This is a genomic window from Mycolicibacterium aurum, from assembly GCF_900637195.1.
Taxonomy (GTDB): domain Bacteria; phylum Actinomycetota; class Actinomycetes; order Mycobacteriales; family Mycobacteriaceae; genus Mycobacterium; species Mycobacterium aurum.
The window spans coordinates 3489733-3506904 of sequence record NZ_LR134356.1 but is presented as its reverse complement, the minus strand read 5'-3'; the positions used below and the strand labels follow the sequence as shown (position 1 = coordinate 3506904).

The following is a 17172-nucleotide window of genomic DNA, read 5'->3' as shown; positions in this document are numbered from 1 at the left end:
GGGGTGACTGCGCCAGTTTCTGCCAGCCCGAATCCGTCCGTTCTGCTGCTGTCCACGTCGGACACCGACCTGATCACCGCCCGGGCCAGCGGTGCCCGTTACGTGTGGGCGAACCCGTCGCGGCTGGTCGAGGGCGAGCTCGCAGAGCTGCTGCGGGACGCCGACATCGCGGTGGTGCGCATCCTCGGTGGTTACCGCGCCTGGGAGGACGGCATCGACGCCGTCCGGGCCAGCGGGGTGCCCGCGGTCGTGGTCAGCGGCGAGCAGGCCCCGGACGCCGACCTGATGAACTACTCCACCACCCCGGCGGGCGTGGCGCTGCAGGCGCACATCTACCTTGCGCAGGGCGGAACCGAAAACCTCGCGAACCTCTATACCTTCCTGTCCGACACCCTGTTGATGACCGGCTTCGGCTTCGCCGAACCGGTGGCGACCCCCACCTGGGGCGTGCTTGAGCGTCCCGCGAGTGCCGGCACCGGGCCCACGGTCGCGGTGCTGTACTACCGGGCACAGCATCTGGCGGGCAACACCGGCTACATCCATGCACTGTGCGACGCGATCGACGACGCCGGCGCAGTGGCACTTCCGGTGTTCTGCGCCTCACTGCGTACCGCCGATCCGGCGCTGATCGAGCTGCTGAGCACTGCCGACGCCATGATCACCACGGTCCTCGCCGCGGGTGGTGCCACCCCGGCGACCGTCGGGGCGGGCGGAGTCGACGACAGCTGGAACGTCGCACACCTTGCCGCACTGGACATTCCGATCCTCCAAGGTCTGTGCCTCACGTCGTCGCGGGCGCAGTGGGACGAGAACGACGACGGCATGTCGCCGCTCGACGTCGCCACCCAGGTGGCTGTGCCCGAGTTCGACGGCCGCCTCATCACAGTTCCGTTCTCGTTCAAGGAGATCGACGACGAGGGATTGGTTTCCTACGTCGCCGACCCCGAACGATGCGCCCGCGTGGCCGGCATCGCCGTCCGGCACGCCAGACTCCGCACCATCGCCCCCGCCGACAAGCGGGTGGCTCTGGTCTTCTCGGCCTACCCGACCAAGCACGCCCGGATCGGGAACGCGGTCGGACTCGACACCCCAGCCAGCGCGATCGCACTGCTGAACGCGATGAAGGATGCCGGCTATGACGTCGGCGAGGTGCCGGGCCTGGAAGCCCGCGATGGTGACGCGCTGATCCACGCCCTGATCGCACGTGGCGGTCAGGATCCGGACTGGCTCACCGAGGAGCAGCTCTCGGGTAACCCGATTCGGGTGTCGGCCAAGGACTATCGCGACTGGTTCGCCACGTTGCCTGCCGCGCTGACCGACGGCGTGGTCGAACACTGGGGCCCGCCGCCCGGCGACCTGTACGTCGATCGCAGTCACGACCCCGACGGCGAGATCGTCATCGCGGCAATGCGGTCGGGCAACGTCGTGCTGATCGTGCAACCGCCGCGCGGTTTCGGTGCGAATCCCGTTGCCATCTATCACGACCCGGACCTTCCGCCGAGTCACCACTATCTGGCCGCCTACCACTGGCTCGGACAGGGATTCGGAGACGGCTGCTCCAACGCCTTCGACGCGGATGCCATCGTGCACCTCGGCAAGCACGGCAACCTCGAATGGCTGCCCGGCAAGACATTGGGGATGTCGGCGTCGTGCGGCACCGACGCCGCACTGGGTAACCAGCCGTTGATCTACCCGTTCCTGGTCAACGATCCCGGCGAGGGGACACAGGCCAAACGGCGCGCACACGCCACCCTGGTCGACCACCTCATCCCGCCGATGGCCAGGGCCGAGACATACGGCGACATCGCGCGCCTGGAACAGCTTCTCGACGAGCACGCCAACATCTCCGCCTTGGACCCGGCCAAGCTGCCCGCCATCCGTCAGCAGATCTGGACGTTGATGCGCGCCGCCAAGATGGACCACGATCTCGGTCTCGAAGACCGGCCCGACGAGGATTCGTTCGACGACATGCTGCTGCACGTCGACGGCTGGTTGTGCGAGATCAAGGACGTCCAGATACGCGACGGCCTGCACATCCTGGGCCAAACCCCGGAGGGGGAGGTGCAACTGGACCTGGTGCTGGCGATGCTGCGGGCGCGGCAGCTGTTCGGCGGCGAGCAGTCAGTCCCCGGGTTGCGCGAGGCGCTCGGCCTCGCCGAGGACGGTGGCGACAGTCGCGCGAGCGTCGACGCGGCCGAGGCGGAGGCGCGTGAACTCGTTGCGGCACTGCAGAAGACGGGGTGGGACGCCGACGCCGTCGACACGCTGACCGACCATGCCGGAGTGGCGGCGGTCCTGCGGTTCGCGGCGACGGAAGTGGTACCGCGACTGGCCGGGACCGCGGACGAGATCACCCAGATCCTGCGGGCGTTGGACGGGCGGTTCATCGAGTCGGGCCCCTCGGGCTCGCCGCTGCGCGGACTGGTCAACGTGCTGCCCACGGGGCGCAACTTCTATTCGGTGGACCCCAAGGCGGTGCCGTCCAAGCTCGCCTGGGAAACCGGTGTGCGACTTGCCGACTCGCTGTTGGAGCGGTATCAGTCCGACTACGGCCGCTGGCCGGAATCGGTGGGTCTGTCGGTGTGGGGCACCTCGGCGATGCGCACATCGGGCGACGACATCGCAGAAGTGCTCGCACTGATCGGCGTCCGCCCGATCTGGGATGACGCGTCGAGGCGCGTGGTCAACCTCGAAGCCATCTCGCTCGCCGAGCTCGGCCGTCCGCGCATCGACGTCACGGTCCGCATCTCCGGGTTCTTCCGCGACGCCTTCCCCCACGTGGTTGCGATGATCGATGACGCCGTGCAGCTCGTCGCCGGCCTCGACGAGGCGGACGAGGACAACTACGTCCGCGCTCACGCCGAGGCCGACCTGTCCGAGCACGGCGACCACCGCCGCGCCACCACAAGGATCTTCGGTTCCAAGCCGGGGACCTACGGTGCCGGTCTGCTACAGCTGATCGACAGCCGCAACTGGCGCGACGACGCCGACCTGGCCGCCGTGTACACCGCGTGGGGCGGTTTCGCCTACGGTCGCGGGCTGGACGGGGCGCCCGCCACCGACGACATGAATCGCGCCTACCGCCGGATCGCGGTGGCGGCCAAGAACACCGACACCCGCGAACACGATATCGCCGACTCCGACGACTACTTCCAGTACCACGGCGGCATGGTGGCCACCGTGCGGTCGCTGACGGGCAAGGATCCGGTCGCCTACATCGGCGACAACACCAGACCCGAGGCGGTGCGCACCCGCACGTTGTCCGAGGAGACCACCCGGGTGTTCCGGGCGCGCGTCGTGAACCCGCGCTGGATGACCGCGATGCGTAGGCACGGCTACAAGGGTGCATTCGAGATGGCCGCGACGGTCGACTACCTCTTCGGCTACGACGCGACGGCGGGGGTGATGGCCGACTGGATGTACGAGCAGCTCTCGCAGAGTTACGTGTTCGACGACGAGAATCGCAAGTTCATGAAGGAGTCGAACCCGTGGGCGCTGCACGGCATGGCCGAGCGGTTGCTGGAGGCCGCAGGCCGTGGCATGTGGGCGGCCCCGGAGAAGGCCACGCTGGACGGGTTGAAGCAGGTGCTGCTGGAAACCGAGGGCGACCTCGAAGGCTGACGTTCCGGCGGGCAGGAGCGCAGCGACCCGGGGGATGACTCGGCGGGCAGGAGCGCAGCGACCCGGGCGGGTTAGATTGGCGGCATGCCAGTGACCTTCGCCGACGTCGCAAAGTCGGAGTACATCCTGCTCACCACGTTCACCAAGGACGGCAGACCCAAGCCGACAGCGATCTGGGCCGCCCCGGCGGGGGAGGCGTTGATCGCCATCACCCAGGAGCAGTCCTGGAAGGTCAAGCGGATCCGCAACACGGCGCGGGTCACCATCGCCGAGTGTGACCGGGGCGGTAAGCCCAAGGGCGAGGCGGTGGAGGCGACGGCGGCGATCCTGCCGAAGTCGGCCAACGCCAAGACCTATGACGCGCTCGGCAAGCGCTACGGCCTGCTCGGCAAGACATTCAATTTCTTCTCGAAGCTGCGCGGCGGCATGAACAAGAACGTCACCATCGAGATCAAGGCGGCGTGAGAGGTATGGCACCGACATTCGAGGACGTCTACACCGAGAAGTACCTGCTGCTGACGACGTTCACGAAGGACGGACGTCCCAAGCCGACCCCGGTCTGGGGTGTGCCGCACGAGGGCAAGCTGTTGATCAGTACCGACGACGGCTCCTGGAAGACCAAGCGCATCAACAACACCCCGCGCGTCACCATCCAGAAGTGTGGCGTGCTCGGCAAGGTGAAGGGTGAGGCCGTCGAGGCGGTGGCCCGCAACCTGCCGAAATCCGAGACCCGGCGGGTGTTCGACATGGTGACCAGGCGCTACTGGTGGCATGCGTGGTGGTGGATCCCGCAGGCCATCGTCCGCGGCGGCGTCGACAAGGTGCACGCGGCGATCGAAGTGGAAGCGGCGCCCAGTTCGTGAGTCTGCGCTGATGGTCGCCCCACCGAGGAACCTGCGCCCCCGCCCGGACGTTGGCACACTATGGCGATGAGGCTGTTCCTGCTCTACACGGTGATCGAGCTGGCTGTCGTGGTGGCCCTGGTCTCCACCATCGGCTTCGGCTGGACCGTGCTGCTGCTGGCGGGCACATTCCTGCTGGGGATGGCCCTGGCCGGATCTCAGCTGCGCCGTCACATCCGCCGTCTGCGCTCCGGGCTGACGATGGCCGATGCGCAGGGGGCGGTCACCGACAGCGCGCTCGTCGCCCTGGGTACGGTGCTCGTCGTGATTCCCGGTCTTGCCAGCTCGGTTCTCGGCGCACTCCTGCTGCTGCCGCCCACCCGCGCGGTCGCGCGGCCGATGGTCACCGCGATGGCCGCGCGCCGCGCCCCGCTCATCGTCGGAGTGAGCACCGTCGGCTCGGCCGCCGCGGGCCGGTCCGGCTATTCGAGCAGGGCGGGCCGGGGCGAGTATGTCGACGGTGAGGTGATCGACGTCGTGGACGAGGTCCGGACCGTCGAGGACGTGCCGCCGGTTCGAGCGGACCAGCCCCGCCTGCCGGAGTGACCACCACCCTCCTGCTCAACGGGCGCATTCACAGCCCGGCCATGCCCGACGCGACCGCGATCGCTGTGCGTGACGGTGTGGTGGCATGGCTCGGCAGTGACGAGGTCGGGCGCTCGCAGTTTCCCCGTGCCGACGTCACCGATCTGGCGGGCGCTTTCGTCGCCCCGGCCTTCGTGGACAGCCATGTCCACACCACGGCCACCGGTTTGGCGCTGACCGGTCTCGATCTGCGTCCCGCGACGTCGCTGCGGCACTGTCTCGAGCTGCTCGCCGCATACGCCCGGTCCCGGCCGGACGGCGTCATCTGGGGACACGGCTGGGACGAGTCGGGCTGGCCGGAGCGCGTCGCCCCGGGCACCGCCGACGTCGACGCCGTCGTGGGCGACCGGCTGGTCTATCTGGCCCGCGTCGACGTGCACTCGGCGGCAGCATCGACGGTGATGCGCCGCGCGGCGGGCGTCGCAGACGACGTGCCCCTGACCGCCGATGCCCACCACCGGGTGCGTCGTGCTGCTCGGGAAGCCCTGACCGCGGCGCAACGCACCCAGGCCCGGCAGGCGGCACTGGACGCCGCGGCGTCCTCGGGCATCGCCGCCGTGCACGAGTGCGCGGGCCCCCAGATCGGGGGCCTCGACGACTGGCACGAGCTGCACGCCCACGAGCACGGCGTCGAGGTGGTCGGCTACTGGGGCGAGGCCGTCACCACCGCGGCGCAGGCTGCGGAGTTGTTGGCGCAGACCCAGGCGCGCGGCCTGGCCGGCGATCTGTTCGTCGACGGCGCGCTGGGCTCACGCACCGCATGGCTGCACGCTCCCTATGCCGACATCGACGAGGGCTGCCCGGCGCCCACCGGGAACGCCTACCTCGACGTCGACGCTGTCACCGCCCACGTGGGTGCCTGCACCGAGGCCGGCATCACCGCCGGCTTCCACGTGATCGGGGACGCCGCCGTCGCCGCGGTGACCACCGCGCTGCAGGCGGTGGTCGACCGGTTCGGAGTCGCCGCGGTCGCGCGGTGCGGGCACCGCCTCGAGCATCTCGAGATGGTGACCGACGAGCAGGCCGCGAAACTCGGCAGCTGGGGTGTGATCGCCAGCATGCAGCCCAACTTCGATGCGCTCTGGGGCGGCGAGACCGGGATGTATGCGCAGCGTCTCGGCGTCGAGCGCGGTAGCCGGCTGAACAGATTTGCGCTGTTAGCATCCCAAGGCGTGCCACTCGCCTTCGGTTCGGACACCCCGGTGACCGACATGAACCCCTGGGCGACGGTCCGCGCGGCGACCACGCACCGCACTCCGGGCAGCGCGATCTCGGCCCGGGCGGCCTTCGCGGCGGCGACGCGGGGAGCCTGGCGTGCCGGAGGCGTCCGGGACGGCCTGATGGGCACCCTGGTCCCCGGTGCGCCGGCCACGTACGCGGTGTGGGAGGCCGACGGGTTCGACGTCAGCGCGCCCGCCGACGCGGTGCAGCGGTGGTCCACCGATCCGCGATCGCGGGTGCCCGTGCTGCCCCGGCTGGACGACGGTATGCCCACCTGCAGGCAGACCGTGCACCGAGGATCGGTCATCTATGGCTGACGCCGCTGCCGAAGCCGATGCCACCGACGTCGCCGACGACGAACCGGAGAAACCCTCGCGGATACAGCGTTTCGGGCGCGCCGTGCTGGCACGCCTGCCCGTCCTGGCCGTCACGATCGTCGCCGGCCTTGCTCTGTGCGTGAGCTTCCCGCCGCTGGGCTGGTGGCTCGCAGCGGTTCTCGCATTCGGGCTGCTCGGCTGGGTCCTGACGCGTGAATCCACCACGATGGCCGGCGGTGCCGGATACGGGCTGCTGTTCGGCCTGGCCTTCTACGTGCCCCTGCTGCCGTGGATCAGCGGGCTCGTCGGGCCGGTGCCGTGGCTCGCGCTGAGCTTCGCCGAGGCGTTGTTCCCCGCCCTGTTCGGGGCGGTCGCCGTCGGCGTGCGCACGCTGCCGGGCTGGCCGTTGTGGTTCGCCGGGCTGTGGTCGGCGCAGGAATGGCTGAAGTCGACCGTGCCGTTCGGCGGCTTTCCGTGGGGCGTGGTCGGGTTCTCGCAGACCGAGAGCCCGCTGCTGCCGCTGGCCTACGTCGGGGGCGCGCCTCTGGTGTCCTTCGGGCTGACGGTGCTGTCGTTCGGTCTCGCGGCGCTCGTCCTCGAGGTCGTCCGATGGTGGCGCCGTGACGCCGGCCGCCGCGCCGCCGTTCCGCCCGCCGTCGTGCTGCCCGGCCTGTGTATCACGCTGGTCCTGCTGGGCTCGGCACTCGCGTGGCCGAATGTACGCAAGGCCGGACTCGGCGCCGGCGATGAGCCGCCGGTCACCGTCGCCGCCATTCAGGGCAACGTGCCGCGGCTCGGTCTGGAGTTCAACGCCCAGCGGCGAGCGGTGCTGGACAACCACGTCCGCGAAACGCTCCGGCTCGCCGACGACGTGCGGGCAGGGCGGGCGCCGCAGCCCATGCTGGTGGTGTGGCCGGAGAACTCCTCCGACATCGACCCGTTGGCGAATCCGGATGCAGGGCGCGAGATATCGAAGGCCGCGGCCGCGATCAACGCACCCATCCTGGTCGGCGGTGTCGTGGCGGCGCCCAGCTACACCCCTGCCGATCCGGCGTCGACGAACACCGTCATCGTGTGGAACCCGGAAACCGGGCCGGTCGACCGGCACGACAAGCGCATCGTCCAGCCGTTCGGCGAGTATCTGCCCTGGCGCAGCTTCTTCAGTCGGCTGTCCTCCTACGCGGACCGGGCCGGGTATTTCGTTCCCGGCGACGGCGACGGCGTGGTGCAGGCCGCGGGGGTGCCCGTGGGGATCACCACGTGCTGGGAGGTCATCTTCGACCGAGCTGCACGCGAATCCGTGCGCAACGGCGCACAGCTGCTCGCGGTGCCCAGCAACAACGCCACGTTCGATCAGGCCATGAGCGAGCAGCAGCTGGCCTTCGGCAGGCTGCGGGCCGTCGAGCACGACCGCTACGTCGTGGTGGCGGGTACCACAGGGATCAGCGCCGTGGTCGCGCCCGACGGCCACGAGATGGCCCGCACCCGGTGGTTCGAACCCGCCTACCTCGACCAACAGATCCGGCTGAAGACGACCCAGACGCCCGCGACCCGCTTCGGCCCCTACATCGAGGGTCTGCTCGTCGCCCTCGGCGTTTCGGCTGTTCTCTGGGCGATGCTGCACAATGGATCATTCGTGCCCGCACGATTGAGGGGTCGGCGAGCGACCACCGATGACGGCAAAGGAGCCACATGAGCGCCCCCGGTGGCACGCCTGACGGTGCCGCACCCGCCGACCGGCCGAGTGACCGCACCCTGGTCATCATCCCGACGTACAACGAACTGGACAATCTGCCGACGATCGTGTCCCGCGTCACCGACTCGGCGCCGGACGTGCACGTACTGATCGTCGACGACGGCAGCCCCGACGGGACCGGCGAGCTGGCGGACGAGCTCGCCCTCGCCGACCCGGACCGCGTCCACGTCATGCACCGCACGTCCAAGGACGGTCTCGGCGCCGCCTACCTGGCCGGCTTCGCCTGGGGGCTGGGCCGCCAGTACTCGGTCCTGGTCGAGATGGACGCCGACGGAAGTCACGCGCCCGAGGAGCTGCACCGTCTGCTCGACGAGATCGACGCGGGCGCCGACCTCGTCATCGGGTCGCGGTATGTCGAGGGCGGTCACGTGCGTAACTGGCCCAGGCGCAGGCTCGTGCTGTCGCGGACCGCCAACGGGTATTCGCGCATCCTGCTCGGGGTCGACATCCACGACATCACGGCGGGCTACCGCGCGTATCGGCGGGAGGTGCTGGAGAAGATCGATCTGGCCGCCGTCGACTCGAAGGGCTACGGCTTCCAGGTGGATCTGACATGGCGCTCGATCAACGCCGGATTCACCGTCGTCGAAGTGCCGATCACGTTCACCGAACGCGAGCACGGCGTGTCCAAGATGGACGGGTCGACGATCCGGGAGGCGATTCTCAAAGTGGCCCAGTGGGGCCTGCGCGCCCGGTTGGACCGGGCGCGCGGCAACGCACGCTGAGGGTCAGCCGCGGCGACGGGTCTTGACGATGTCCAGCCGCTCCTTGAGTAGCTCCTCGAGCTCCTCGACAGAGCGACGCTCCAGCAGCATGTCCCAGTGGGTGCGTGGCGGCTTGACCTTCTTCGGTTCCGGCACATCACCCTCGATGAGGGTGCCTTCGAGGCCGTTGCGGCACAGCCAGGTGCCGGGGATCTCGGCGTCGTCGGCGAACGGGACGTCGAACTCTTCGCCGTTGTCGGTGCGGTAACGAGCGACCTGACGCGGCGCCAGGTCGTGGTTGCGGTCCGTCTCGTAGCTCACAGCTCCGAGGCGGCTGCCCCTCAAGACACGATCAGCCATCGTCTTCTCCTCTGTTCACGCAATTGTTCCGGGGTATCAACGCAGACATGCGTCAAAGAGTTCCCGACTCGACCGCAGATGATACCGGGATAGTGACGCCATCCCGTCTACAGTCGGGCTCGTGACCTCGCTGAGCGCCCCGACGAGCACCCGCAGGCGTCCGCAGAGCTGCCGGTGGTGTGGCCGCGAAGTGGCCGATGCCGGGCTGGGTCGCCGCAGGCAGTACTGCAGGCAGTCCTGCCGCCAGCGAGCCTACGAACAGCGCGCGCAGGTCAAGGGAACCTCGGTGCCGCCCGATGCGGTCGTGCTCTCGGCCGAGGAGGCCTCGGTGCTGTCAGACCGGGTGTATCAGGTGCGGTGCGCCGCCGAGGACATGGCGATCGCCATCGAGGAGGGCGCCGATCATGCGGAGCTGCGCGAATTGTGCGACGCCGTGATGCAGGCGGCGCGGGCAGCCGACGGGTGGCGCTGACCAGGCATCTCTGGGGTCGGCATCGGTACGCGAGGCGCAGCTTGAGGTGCACACCAGAGCTCTTCGCAGAATTTTCCCGATCGGACTGAACCATCTCGGGGCATCGCCCGTCGTTCCTCCTGACAGCTCCCGTCGGGGGCTGCCGACAGAAGGGATACCCGGTGACACTCTCCTCGCCGTGTCCAGCGACCGCTTCCGCCCTCGAGTCCACCGTGTGGCGCTTCGGCGAGTTCGTTCTGGATCTTCCCCGCTATGAGCTGTTACGCAACGGGGTCCCGGTCCGCGTCGAGCCGCAGGTATTCGACGTGCTCACGCATCTGGTGAGACACCATCGCCGGGTCGTCTCCAAGAACGAGTTGTTCGACACCGTGTGGGGTGGACGCTTCGTGGGAGAAGCGGCTCTCACGAGTCGGATCAAGGCCGCCCGCCGCGCACTCGGCGACGACGGGGAAATGCAGCACTACATCCGCACCGTGCGCGGGCGTGGGTATCGCTTCGTGGGCAGCTTCGTCGACCCAGCCGATCCCATCGAACACACCGCCACCGCCGACGACACGCGGTCCGAGATCGTGCTCCACCGGGGAATCGTCGCGCACTCAGACGGCGTCCTCCGGTTCCGTCCTCGACCGTCGCGCGGTCACGGACGGCGCTACCGCGTCGCACCGTCCTCGCGACGCAGGGGATTCAACGGCCCACCGAAATGAGTTCGCGTGGTTCACCGTTCGCCACTACGGTCCGTCGAAGCCCCTGCGTCCGCCGGCAATTCGTCCCGGCAGCCAGGACCCGGGGTCGGCTATGCTGCGAGCTTGGTGATCGGCCGCGACGTCGCGGCGTCACCACGCACCCCATGCACATCAGCCGTCAGCCGCGAGACCTCGGAGCGATGGAGGGACAGCTCATCATGACGGACCCCGTCCCCGATCCGCAGCGGATGGACGATCCGGCCAGGGCCGAGCTGATGCGCGCTGTCCATGACGAGCACGGGCCGGCGTTGCTCCGGTATGTGCTCCGGTTGGCACGCGGAGACCGGCAGTTCGCCGAGGATGTTGTCCAGGAGTCGCTGCTGCGGCTCTGGAGAAACAGCACCATCCTCACCACCTACTCCGAGGACTCGACACGGGCGTGGCTGCACACCGTGGCCAGGAACCTGGTGATCGATGACAGACGCAGCTCCCGCCACAACCGCGAATTGCAGACCGACAACTTTCCCGAACAGAGTTCCCCGGACATCTTCGGCCCGGCGGTGGACAAATGGGTGGTGTCCGATGCCCTTCGATCGTTGAGTGCAGAACATCGAACCGTCCTGGTGCGGGCTCACTACCTTGGACAGACCGCCGTGGAGATCGCCCGCCACGAGGGCATCCCGCCGGGCACAGTCAAGTCGCGGCTGCACTACGCGCTGCGGGCGCTTCACGTCGCGTTGGAGGAAAGGGGCGTAGTCCGATGACCCCTGATCGCAACATGGCCGAGTGGGATGCCGCCTATCTGCTCGGCGCACTGTCCGCGGACGAAGCAGCCGAGTACGAGCGGTACCTGGCCGCCTCGCCGCGCCCCTCGGACATTCCGGACTTGAGGGATATCCCCGGCATCCTCGACGTGCTGTCGCCTGAAGAGGCTCTCGCACTGATCGACGACGAGCCGGGCGAGCGTGACGAGCCCGCCCGACCCACCTCACTCGCCGCGGCCGCGGATAAGCGGCGCCTCCGGTCCGGCCGTGCCCGCCTGGCCACCGCTCTTGCCGCGGCTGCAGCATCTCTGCTCGTCGGAGGCATCGTGGGATACGCCGCCATCCCGCACGAGTCGTCGACCGGCGTCACACTCCAGGCAATGGCCCCCGGCGAACGCGCCGGCGTCGAGGCGTCACTGGCGGTATCGGAAGAGCCCTGGGGAACCCGCCTCGATTGGGAATGCCAGTACACCAAGGACTGGGCTGCGAACGTCAGCAGCTACGACCTCGTCGTCACGACGAAGGACGGTGTGGAGTCCACCGTGGCGTCCTGGAGCCCTTCGGGCGACGAGGCGTCGAATTTGGCTGCCGCCACGGTGATCCCGACGTCGGACATCCGCAGCGTCACCATTCGAGAGGCCGGCACGGCGACTCCGCTGGCAGTCACCAACCTGGCGTGAGGAGGTACGGGATCGCGGTCCCGTTCGACGTCGCGCCGAGCGGGCCGTCCCACAGCCAACGGCGTCAACACGACACCGGCGTTGGTGACGGGGACCTTCCGTCTCGCCTGACCGCGGACTCTGGTAAAGCTTTCGGGCGTGGACGAATGGTTCGAGCGCAGCCCGTTCATCGGTTTCGTCCCGTGGATCATCTACTGGCTGGTGGCTGACGGGCCGAGTACCTGGCTGTTCGGCGCGATCTGCGCGGTGATCGCGACCCTGATCATGGGCGTGTCGGCGGGTTTCGCCGGGGTACGTCTTCTCGACATGGTGACCGTCGCGTTCTTCACCGTCGTGACCCTGGTCGGTCTGCTTCTGGGCGCCCAGGACCGCGACTGGATGGACACCTACGCGACCACACTCTCCAGCGGTGTGCTGGCGGCAATGGCCCTCATCTCGCTGGCTTTCGTGCCGTTCACCCAGCAGTACGCGCCGACGACCGCACCGCGCGAGGACTGGGAGAAGGCCGCGTTCCGCCGCACCAACCAGGTGCTGACGTTGATGTGGGCGCTGGTGTTCGCGCTGATTGCGGTCCTCGGCTATCTCGCGACGACGGCTCCGGGCACAGTGCACCTGACCAAGGCGGTGATACCGGTGGTGGTCATCGTCGGGGCTGTCGGCATGACGCAGATCTACCCGCGCAAAGCCAGGGAGAAAGCGCGCCAGGGCGCCACGTAGCGACTGGTCAGCAGCTGAACCGCAGCGCGGATTCGGGTGGGGGAGGTACCGCCACCAGGCACCCGTAGGCCGCCACCCCGTCCGCGGCCATCCGGACCGCCGACCGGTGGGCGTAGTTGACGCAGTACAGCCCGGACGCTTCGCTGCGGCACCGGTTGTCGCCGAACGTCAGTGCCTGGCCGGCCGCGAGCTCGGTCCCGGTGCCGTTGAGGAAGGGTCCGGGGTCGCCGCGCAGCGCTCCGACGGACACGTCGGTGCCGGAGAACTCGATCCAGCCGGGTTTCCACATGCCCTCCGCCTGGGCCGGGGGCGGTGGGGGCGCTGTCAGGTCCAGCAGACACGTCAGGGCTTCGGTGTCGGCCGACCCTCCGGTGATGCACTGCGTGAGGCTGTGCGGCGCGCCCGACGGTGCCACGAACGCGAAGTCGTCGCCCAATCTCGTCGTCACACCGTCCCGGAAGGCCACGTGGTAGACCGCCGGATCGGCGGGGGTGCCCGCTTCGATCCAGGTGATCACCTCGTCGATCGAGGCGCCGGTGGCCGGTGCCCCGGACTGATTCTGCGAGGTCGAGGGGGGCGGAGACGGTGCTGACGACGACGGGACGGCCGGTGACCCGGTGGGCCCGGACGGTTCGGCCTCGCCACCCACCGACTGGGAGCAGGCCGCCACCAGAACGCTCAGTGCGATCACGCCAGCTATGCGCATTCGGCCAGGCTAGCGACCCGACACGGATCCTCAGGCCAGGCAGGCCGTGCGGTAGTTCGCTACCGTCGGCAAGATGCACGAACACACGGTCCGGGTGAAGACCGCCGCGGGCACCGTCGAAGGTTTCACCCGGGATGGCGTGAACCGCTGGCGCTCGATTCCGTATGCGCGGCCCCCCATCGGCGCCCTGCGCTATCGCGCGCCCCAGCCGGTGCAGCCGTGGCCCGGCGTCCGTTACTGTCACGGCTTCGGCTCGTGCGCCCCGCAACAGCGGATGTACACGCTGCTCGCACCCGGCCGATACCAGCCGATGAGCGAGGACTGCCTGACGCTGAACGTCGTCGCTCCCGCCGAGGCCGGCGAGAACCCAGCGGCCGACGGCCTGCCCGTCATGGTGTTCATCCACGGTGGCGGCTACATGCTGGGCAGCTCGGCCACGCCGATATATGACGGCGCGTCGCTCGCTCGCAAGGGATGTGTCTACGTTTCGGTGAACTACCGCCTGGGCGCGCTGGGCTGCCTGGAGCTCTCGTCGCTGTCGGGGCCGGGCGCCACCATCGACGACAACCTGTTCCTGCGCGATCTGGTGATGTCGCTGCAGTGGGTGCGGGACAACATCGCGGCGTTCGGCGGCGACCCGGACAACGTCACCATCTTCGGAGAGAGCGCAGGCGCCCATGCGGTCGCTACGCTGCTGGCCACCCCTGCTGCACAAGGGCTTTTCGCGCAAGCGATCGCGCAGAGCCCGGGCAGTGGGATGAGCGGGCCGGCGGACATCGCCGCCGACTACGCGAGCCGTTTCGCCCGGCAACTGGGCGCCACCGAGTCCGACGCCACCACCGCGCTGCTGGCCGCACGGCCGGCCGAGCTGGTCGATGCGCTGGACCGGCTGGTGGTCGAAGGACAGCGGGACATGCTGGGCGCCTTCGCGATCGGTCCCACCTACGGCACCGAGTACCTTCCCGACGATCCCGTCGCGGCGATGAGTGCGGGCAAGGCGCACCCCGTGCCGCTCATCGTCGGTACCAACGCCGACGAAGGCCGACTGTTCACCCGGTTCCTCAAGCTGCTGCCCACCAGCGAGCCCGCCATCGAGCGGCTGCTCGCGCACGTGGAACCCGATGCGCGGGAACGTATTCTGTCTGCCTACCCTGGCTATCCCGGCAACAATGCGTGCGTCCAGTTCGGTGGCGACTTCATCTTCGGCTCGGCGGTGTGGCAGATCGCGCAGGCACACTCGGCCTTCGCCCCGACCTACGTCTATCGGTACGACTACGCCACCACGGCACTGCGGTGGTCCGGTATGGGCGCCACCCACGCCACCGAGTTGCTCGCCGTCTTCGATGTGTACCGGTCGAAGTTCGGGCGGCTGCTCACCGCGGGGGTCGACTCACGCTCGGCTCGCAAGGTCACCGACGACATCCAGGGCCGGTGGCTGGGTTTCGCCGACCGCGGCGTGCCCGGTGCGGACTGGCCGGAGTACACCAGGGACGAGCGCGCGGTGCTGGTCCTCGACCGTCGCAGACGCGTCGTGCTCGATCCGAACGCCGATCGTAGGCGGGCCTGGGAGAGCTTCTTCCTGGCCGCGCGATAACAGCGCCCGACTTGGTCGAATGCCGTGCCGTGAGGCGACGGATGTGGTTGCGTTAACGCGTGTCGCAGCCCAGTGATTCGCAGCCCCTGCATTCCTTCCCGCTCGACCCGCTCAGCGTCGACGAGTTCACCGCGGTCGCCGCGATACTGCGGCGCGAGCGCGGGGTCGAGCCCGGGCCGGGATCCCCGGGTTCCGAGCTCGGTTGGCGCTTCGCGTCGATCGAGATGATCGAACCGTCCAAGGCCGAGCTGGCGGCGTTCGAGGACGGTGGCGCACGTCCGGCCCGTCGCGCGGAGGTGGTCTGCTTCAACCGGTCTGCCAACGCCACCTACAAGAGCGTGGTGTCGCTGACCGACGACCGCGTCGAGGTGTTCGAGCACATCCCCGGCGTGCAGGCGAATTTCACCGTCGACGAGTTCGTCGAATGCGACCAGCTGCTGCGCGCGCATCCTGACGTCGTCGAGGCGCTGCGCAGCAGGGGTATCACCGACATGGGCCTGGTGTTCTTCGACACCTGGACCTACGGCGACGCCGTCGCACCGCCGGAGTTCCGTGACCGCCGGATCGGCTGGTCGGACAGCTGGGTCAAGGCCGCCCCCGGCGCCAACCCGTACGCCCGGCTGGTCAGCGGGTTGCACTGCGTCGTCGACCTGAACGCGATGGAGCTGCTTCGCATCGAGGACGAGGGTCCGTTCGCCGCGGGCGCGGACGGCGCACGCGAGCCGACCCCCGAGGTGATGGGTGAGTATGTGCCCGCCCACATTCCCGAGCGCATCCTGGCGGCGGGAAAACGGGACCCGCTCAAGCCGTTGCACATCACTCAGCCCGAGGGACCGTCGTTCACCGTGGACGGGAACCTGGTGCGCTGGCAGAACTGGTCGCTGCGTGTGGGATTCAACCACCGCGAGGGCATGACGCTGCACACCGTGCGCTACCGGGACGGCGACCGTGAGCGTTCGATCGCGCATCGGATGTCGTTCGCGGAGATGATCGTGCCCTACCGTGACCCGTCGCCGGACCACTACCGGCGCACCGCGTTCGACATCGGCGAGTGGGGTCTGGGGTTCATGACGACCTCGCTGGAGCTCGGTTGTGACTGCCTGGGCGAGATCCGGTATCTGAACGCGGTCCTGCACAACAGCAAGGGGGAGCCCTACACCGTCACCAACGCGATCTGCATCCACGAGGAAGACGACGCGGTGCTGTGGAAGCACGTGGACCACGACATCGGTGCGGAGGTGCGCAGGATGCGCAGACTCACGCTGTCGTTCCACGTCACGGTCGCCAACTACGAGTACCTCGTCTACTGGCGGCTTTATCAAGACGGCAACATCGAGTGCGAGGTGCGCGCGACGGGCATCATGGTGACCACCCCGTTGCCGGAGGGCGCCCCGAATCCCAACGGCACCCTGGTCGACGAACGCACCTACGCACCGTTTCATCAGCATTTCCTGGTCGCCCGCCTCGACATGGACATCGACGGCACCGACAACACCGTGGTCACCTCGGAGTCCTACGCCGAGCCGATCGGCCCGGATAACCCGCACGGGCTCTCGCTGGTGGTGCGCAACATCCCGCTGCGCACCGAGGGGGAGGCCAAGCAGGACGTCAGCTTCGCGACCCAGCGGGCCTGGAAGGTGGTCAACCCGAATGTGGTGACCGGCATCGGCGCCCACCCGGCGTACAAGCTGGTGCCCAGCGGTGCCATCCCGCCGATGTTCGAACCGGGCTCACCGGTCCTCGAACGAGCAGGCGTCATCGCCCACACACTGTGGGTGACCCCCAACCGGCCCGACGAGCGTTGGCCCGCAGGGGAATTCGTCAACCAATCGGCACGCGACACCGGCCTGGCGCGGTGGACGGCGGCCGACCGGTCGATCGAGAACACCGACGTGGTGCTGTGGTACGTGTTCGGCATCCACCACATCACCAGGGCCGAGGACTGGCCCGTGATGCCCGTGGATGTGGTGTCGTTCTGGCTCAAGCCTTTTGGCTTCTTCGACCGCAACCCCGCCCTCGATGTCGTAGGGACACCGCCGGACGCCTGCCATACGTCCACCACCAGCGCACACCACTGATGGCAATCTAGA

15 protein-coding genes and 1 pseudogene are annotated in these 17172 nt (G+C 68.7%); 14 read left to right on the top strand and 2 right to left on the bottom strand.

Annotated features, from left to right (window positions below):
• Positions 1-3: 3 nt before the first annotated feature.
• From cobN to EL337_RS16350, 7 genes are all read left to right on the top strand, one after another.
• Positions 4-3621 (top strand): cobaltochelatase subunit CobN, encoded by a 3618-nt coding sequence (gene cobN / locus EL337_RS16380; RefSeq protein WP_048631853.1) that lies wholly within the window; start codon positions 4-6, stop codon positions 3619-3621.
• Between the two features lie 84 nt (positions 3622-3705).
• Entirely contained in the window at positions 3706-4086 is a 381-nt protein-coding gene (locus tag EL337_RS16375) for a PPOX class F420-dependent oxidoreductase (protein WP_048631633.1), read from the top strand.
• Between the two features lie 5 nt (positions 4087-4091).
• Complete coding sequence (locus tag EL337_RS16370; RefSeq protein ID WP_048631632.1) at positions 4092-4484, top strand: PPOX class F420-dependent oxidoreductase; 393 nt, start codon at positions 4092-4094, stop codon at positions 4482-4484.
• 60 nt (positions 4485-4544) lie between these two features.
• On the top strand, positions 4545-5069 hold the full coding sequence (locus EL337_RS16365) for an FxsA family protein (RefSeq protein WP_048631631.1): 525 nt from the start codon (positions 4545-4547) through the stop codon (positions 5067-5069).
• Positions 5070-5110: 41 nt separating this feature from the next.
• Positions 5111-6646 (top strand): amidohydrolase, encoded by a 1536-nt coding sequence (locus EL337_RS16360; RefSeq protein ID WP_048631852.1) that lies wholly within the window; start codon positions 5111-5113, stop codon positions 6644-6646.
• Positions 6639-8342 carry an apolipoprotein N-acyltransferase gene (lnt, locus tag EL337_RS16355; protein ID WP_048631630.1) on the top strand — a complete coding sequence of 568 codons (1704 nt, stop codon included), beginning with the start codon at positions 6639-6641 and terminating at the stop codon, positions 8340-8342. The genes EL337_RS16360 and lnt overlap by 8 nt, the downstream gene beginning before the upstream one ends.
• Entirely contained in the window at positions 8339-9127 is a 789-nt protein-coding gene (locus EL337_RS16350) for a polyprenol monophosphomannose synthase (protein ID WP_048631629.1), read from the top strand. The genes lnt and EL337_RS16350 overlap by 4 nt, the downstream gene beginning before the upstream one ends.
• A gap of 3 nt (positions 9128-9130) precedes the next feature.
• On the opposite strand, the gene rbpA is transcribed toward EL337_RS16350, so the two are convergent.
• A complete protein-coding gene (gene rbpA, locus EL337_RS16345) occupies positions 9131-9466 on the bottom strand; it encodes an RNA polymerase-binding protein RbpA (protein WP_048631628.1) in 336 nt (111 codons plus the stop codon).
• Positions 9467-9587: 121 nt separating this feature from the next.
• On the opposite strand from rbpA, the gene EL337_RS16340 reads away from it, so the two are divergent.
• From EL337_RS16340 to EL337_RS16320, 5 genes and pseudogenes are all read left to right on the top strand, one after another.
• On the top strand, positions 9588-9938 hold the full coding sequence (locus EL337_RS16340; protein WP_048631627.1) for a hypothetical protein: 351 nt from the start codon (positions 9588-9590) through the stop codon (positions 9936-9938).
• 212 nt (positions 9939-10150) lie between these two features.
• Positions 10151-10456 (top strand): annotated as a pseudogene (locus EL337_RS16335) (winged helix-turn-helix domain-containing protein); the annotation flags it as partial.
• A gap of 383 nt (positions 10457-10839) precedes the next feature.
• Positions 10840-11385, top strand: coding sequence for a sigma-70 family RNA polymerase sigma factor (locus EL337_RS16330; RefSeq protein ID WP_370737133.1), 546 nt, complete (start codon positions 10840-10842; stop codon positions 11383-11385).
• Entirely contained in the window at positions 11382-12065 is a 684-nt protein-coding gene (locus tag EL337_RS16325) for a hypothetical protein (RefSeq protein ID WP_048631625.1), read from the top strand. Before EL337_RS16330 ends, EL337_RS16325 begins: the two co-directional genes overlap by 4 nt.
• A 138-nt stretch (positions 12066-12203) precedes the next feature.
• Positions 12204-12782, top strand: a complete 579-nt coding sequence (locus EL337_RS16320) for a hypothetical protein (protein ID WP_197724115.1) — start codon at positions 12204-12206, stop codon at positions 12780-12782.
• A 7-nt stretch (positions 12783-12789) separates the two neighbouring features.
• Here EL337_RS16320 and EL337_RS16315 read toward each other — a convergent pair whose 3' ends face one another.
• Positions 12790-13488 carry a hypothetical protein gene (locus EL337_RS16315; RefSeq protein ID WP_048631623.1) on the bottom strand — a complete coding sequence of 233 codons (699 nt, stop codon included), beginning with the start codon at positions 13486-13488 and terminating at the stop codon, positions 12790-12792.
• Between the two features lie 73 nt (positions 13489-13561).
• Here EL337_RS16315 and EL337_RS16310 point away from each other — a divergent pair, with 73 nt between their 5' ends.
• Both EL337_RS16310 and EL337_RS16305 read left to right on the top strand, forming a co-directional pair.
• Positions 13562-15082: a carboxylesterase/lipase family protein gene (locus EL337_RS16310; protein ID WP_048631622.1), complete on the top strand. Its 1521-nt coding sequence runs from the start codon at positions 13562-13564 to the stop codon at positions 15080-15082.
• A 59-nt stretch (positions 15083-15141) separates the two neighbouring features.
• Positions 15142-17160: a primary-amine oxidase gene (locus tag EL337_RS16305; protein ID WP_048631621.1), complete on the top strand. Its 2019-nt coding sequence runs from the start codon at positions 15142-15144 to the stop codon at positions 17158-17160.
• The last annotated feature ends 12 nt before the right edge of the window (positions 17161-17172 follow it).

Coding starts and splice junctions, on each gene's coding strand:
- EL337_RS16375 (WP_048631633.1), top strand. CDS start 3,706: ATGCCAGTGACCTTCGCCGACGTCGCAAAGTCGGAGTACATCCTGCTC.
- EL337_RS16370 (WP_048631632.1), top strand. CDS start 4,092: ATGGCACCGACATTCGAGGACGTCTACACCGAGAAGTACCTGCTGCTG.
- EL337_RS16365 (WP_048631631.1), top strand. CDS start 4,545: ATGGCGATGAGGCTGTTCCTGCTCTACACGGTGATCGAGCTGGCTGTC.
- EL337_RS16360 (WP_048631852.1), top strand. CDS start 5,111: ATGCCCGACGCGACCGCGATCGCTGTGCGTGACGGTGTGGTGGCATGG.
- lnt (WP_048631630.1), top strand. CDS start 6,639: ATGGCTGACGCCGCTGCCGAAGCCGATGCCACCGACGTCGCCGACGAC.
- EL337_RS16350 (WP_048631629.1), top strand. CDS start 8,339: ATGAGCGCCCCCGGTGGCACGCCTGACGGTGCCGCACCCGCCGACCGG.
- rbpA (WP_048631628.1), bottom strand. CDS start 9,466: ATGGCTGATCGTGTCTTGAGGGGCAGCCGCCTCGGAGCTGTGAGCTAC.
- EL337_RS16330 (WP_370737133.1), top strand. CDS start 10,840: ATGACGGACCCCGTCCCCGATCCGCAGCGGATGGACGATCCGGCCAGG.
- EL337_RS16325 (WP_048631625.1), top strand. CDS start 11,382: ATGACCCCTGATCGCAACATGGCCGAGTGGGATGCCGCCTATCTGCTC.
- EL337_RS16315 (WP_048631623.1), bottom strand. CDS start 13,488: ATGCGCATAGCTGGCGTGATCGCACTGAGCGTTCTGGTGGCGGCCTGC.
- EL337_RS16310 (WP_048631622.1), top strand. CDS start 13,562: ATGCACGAACACACGGTCCGGGTGAAGACCGCCGCGGGCACCGTCGAA.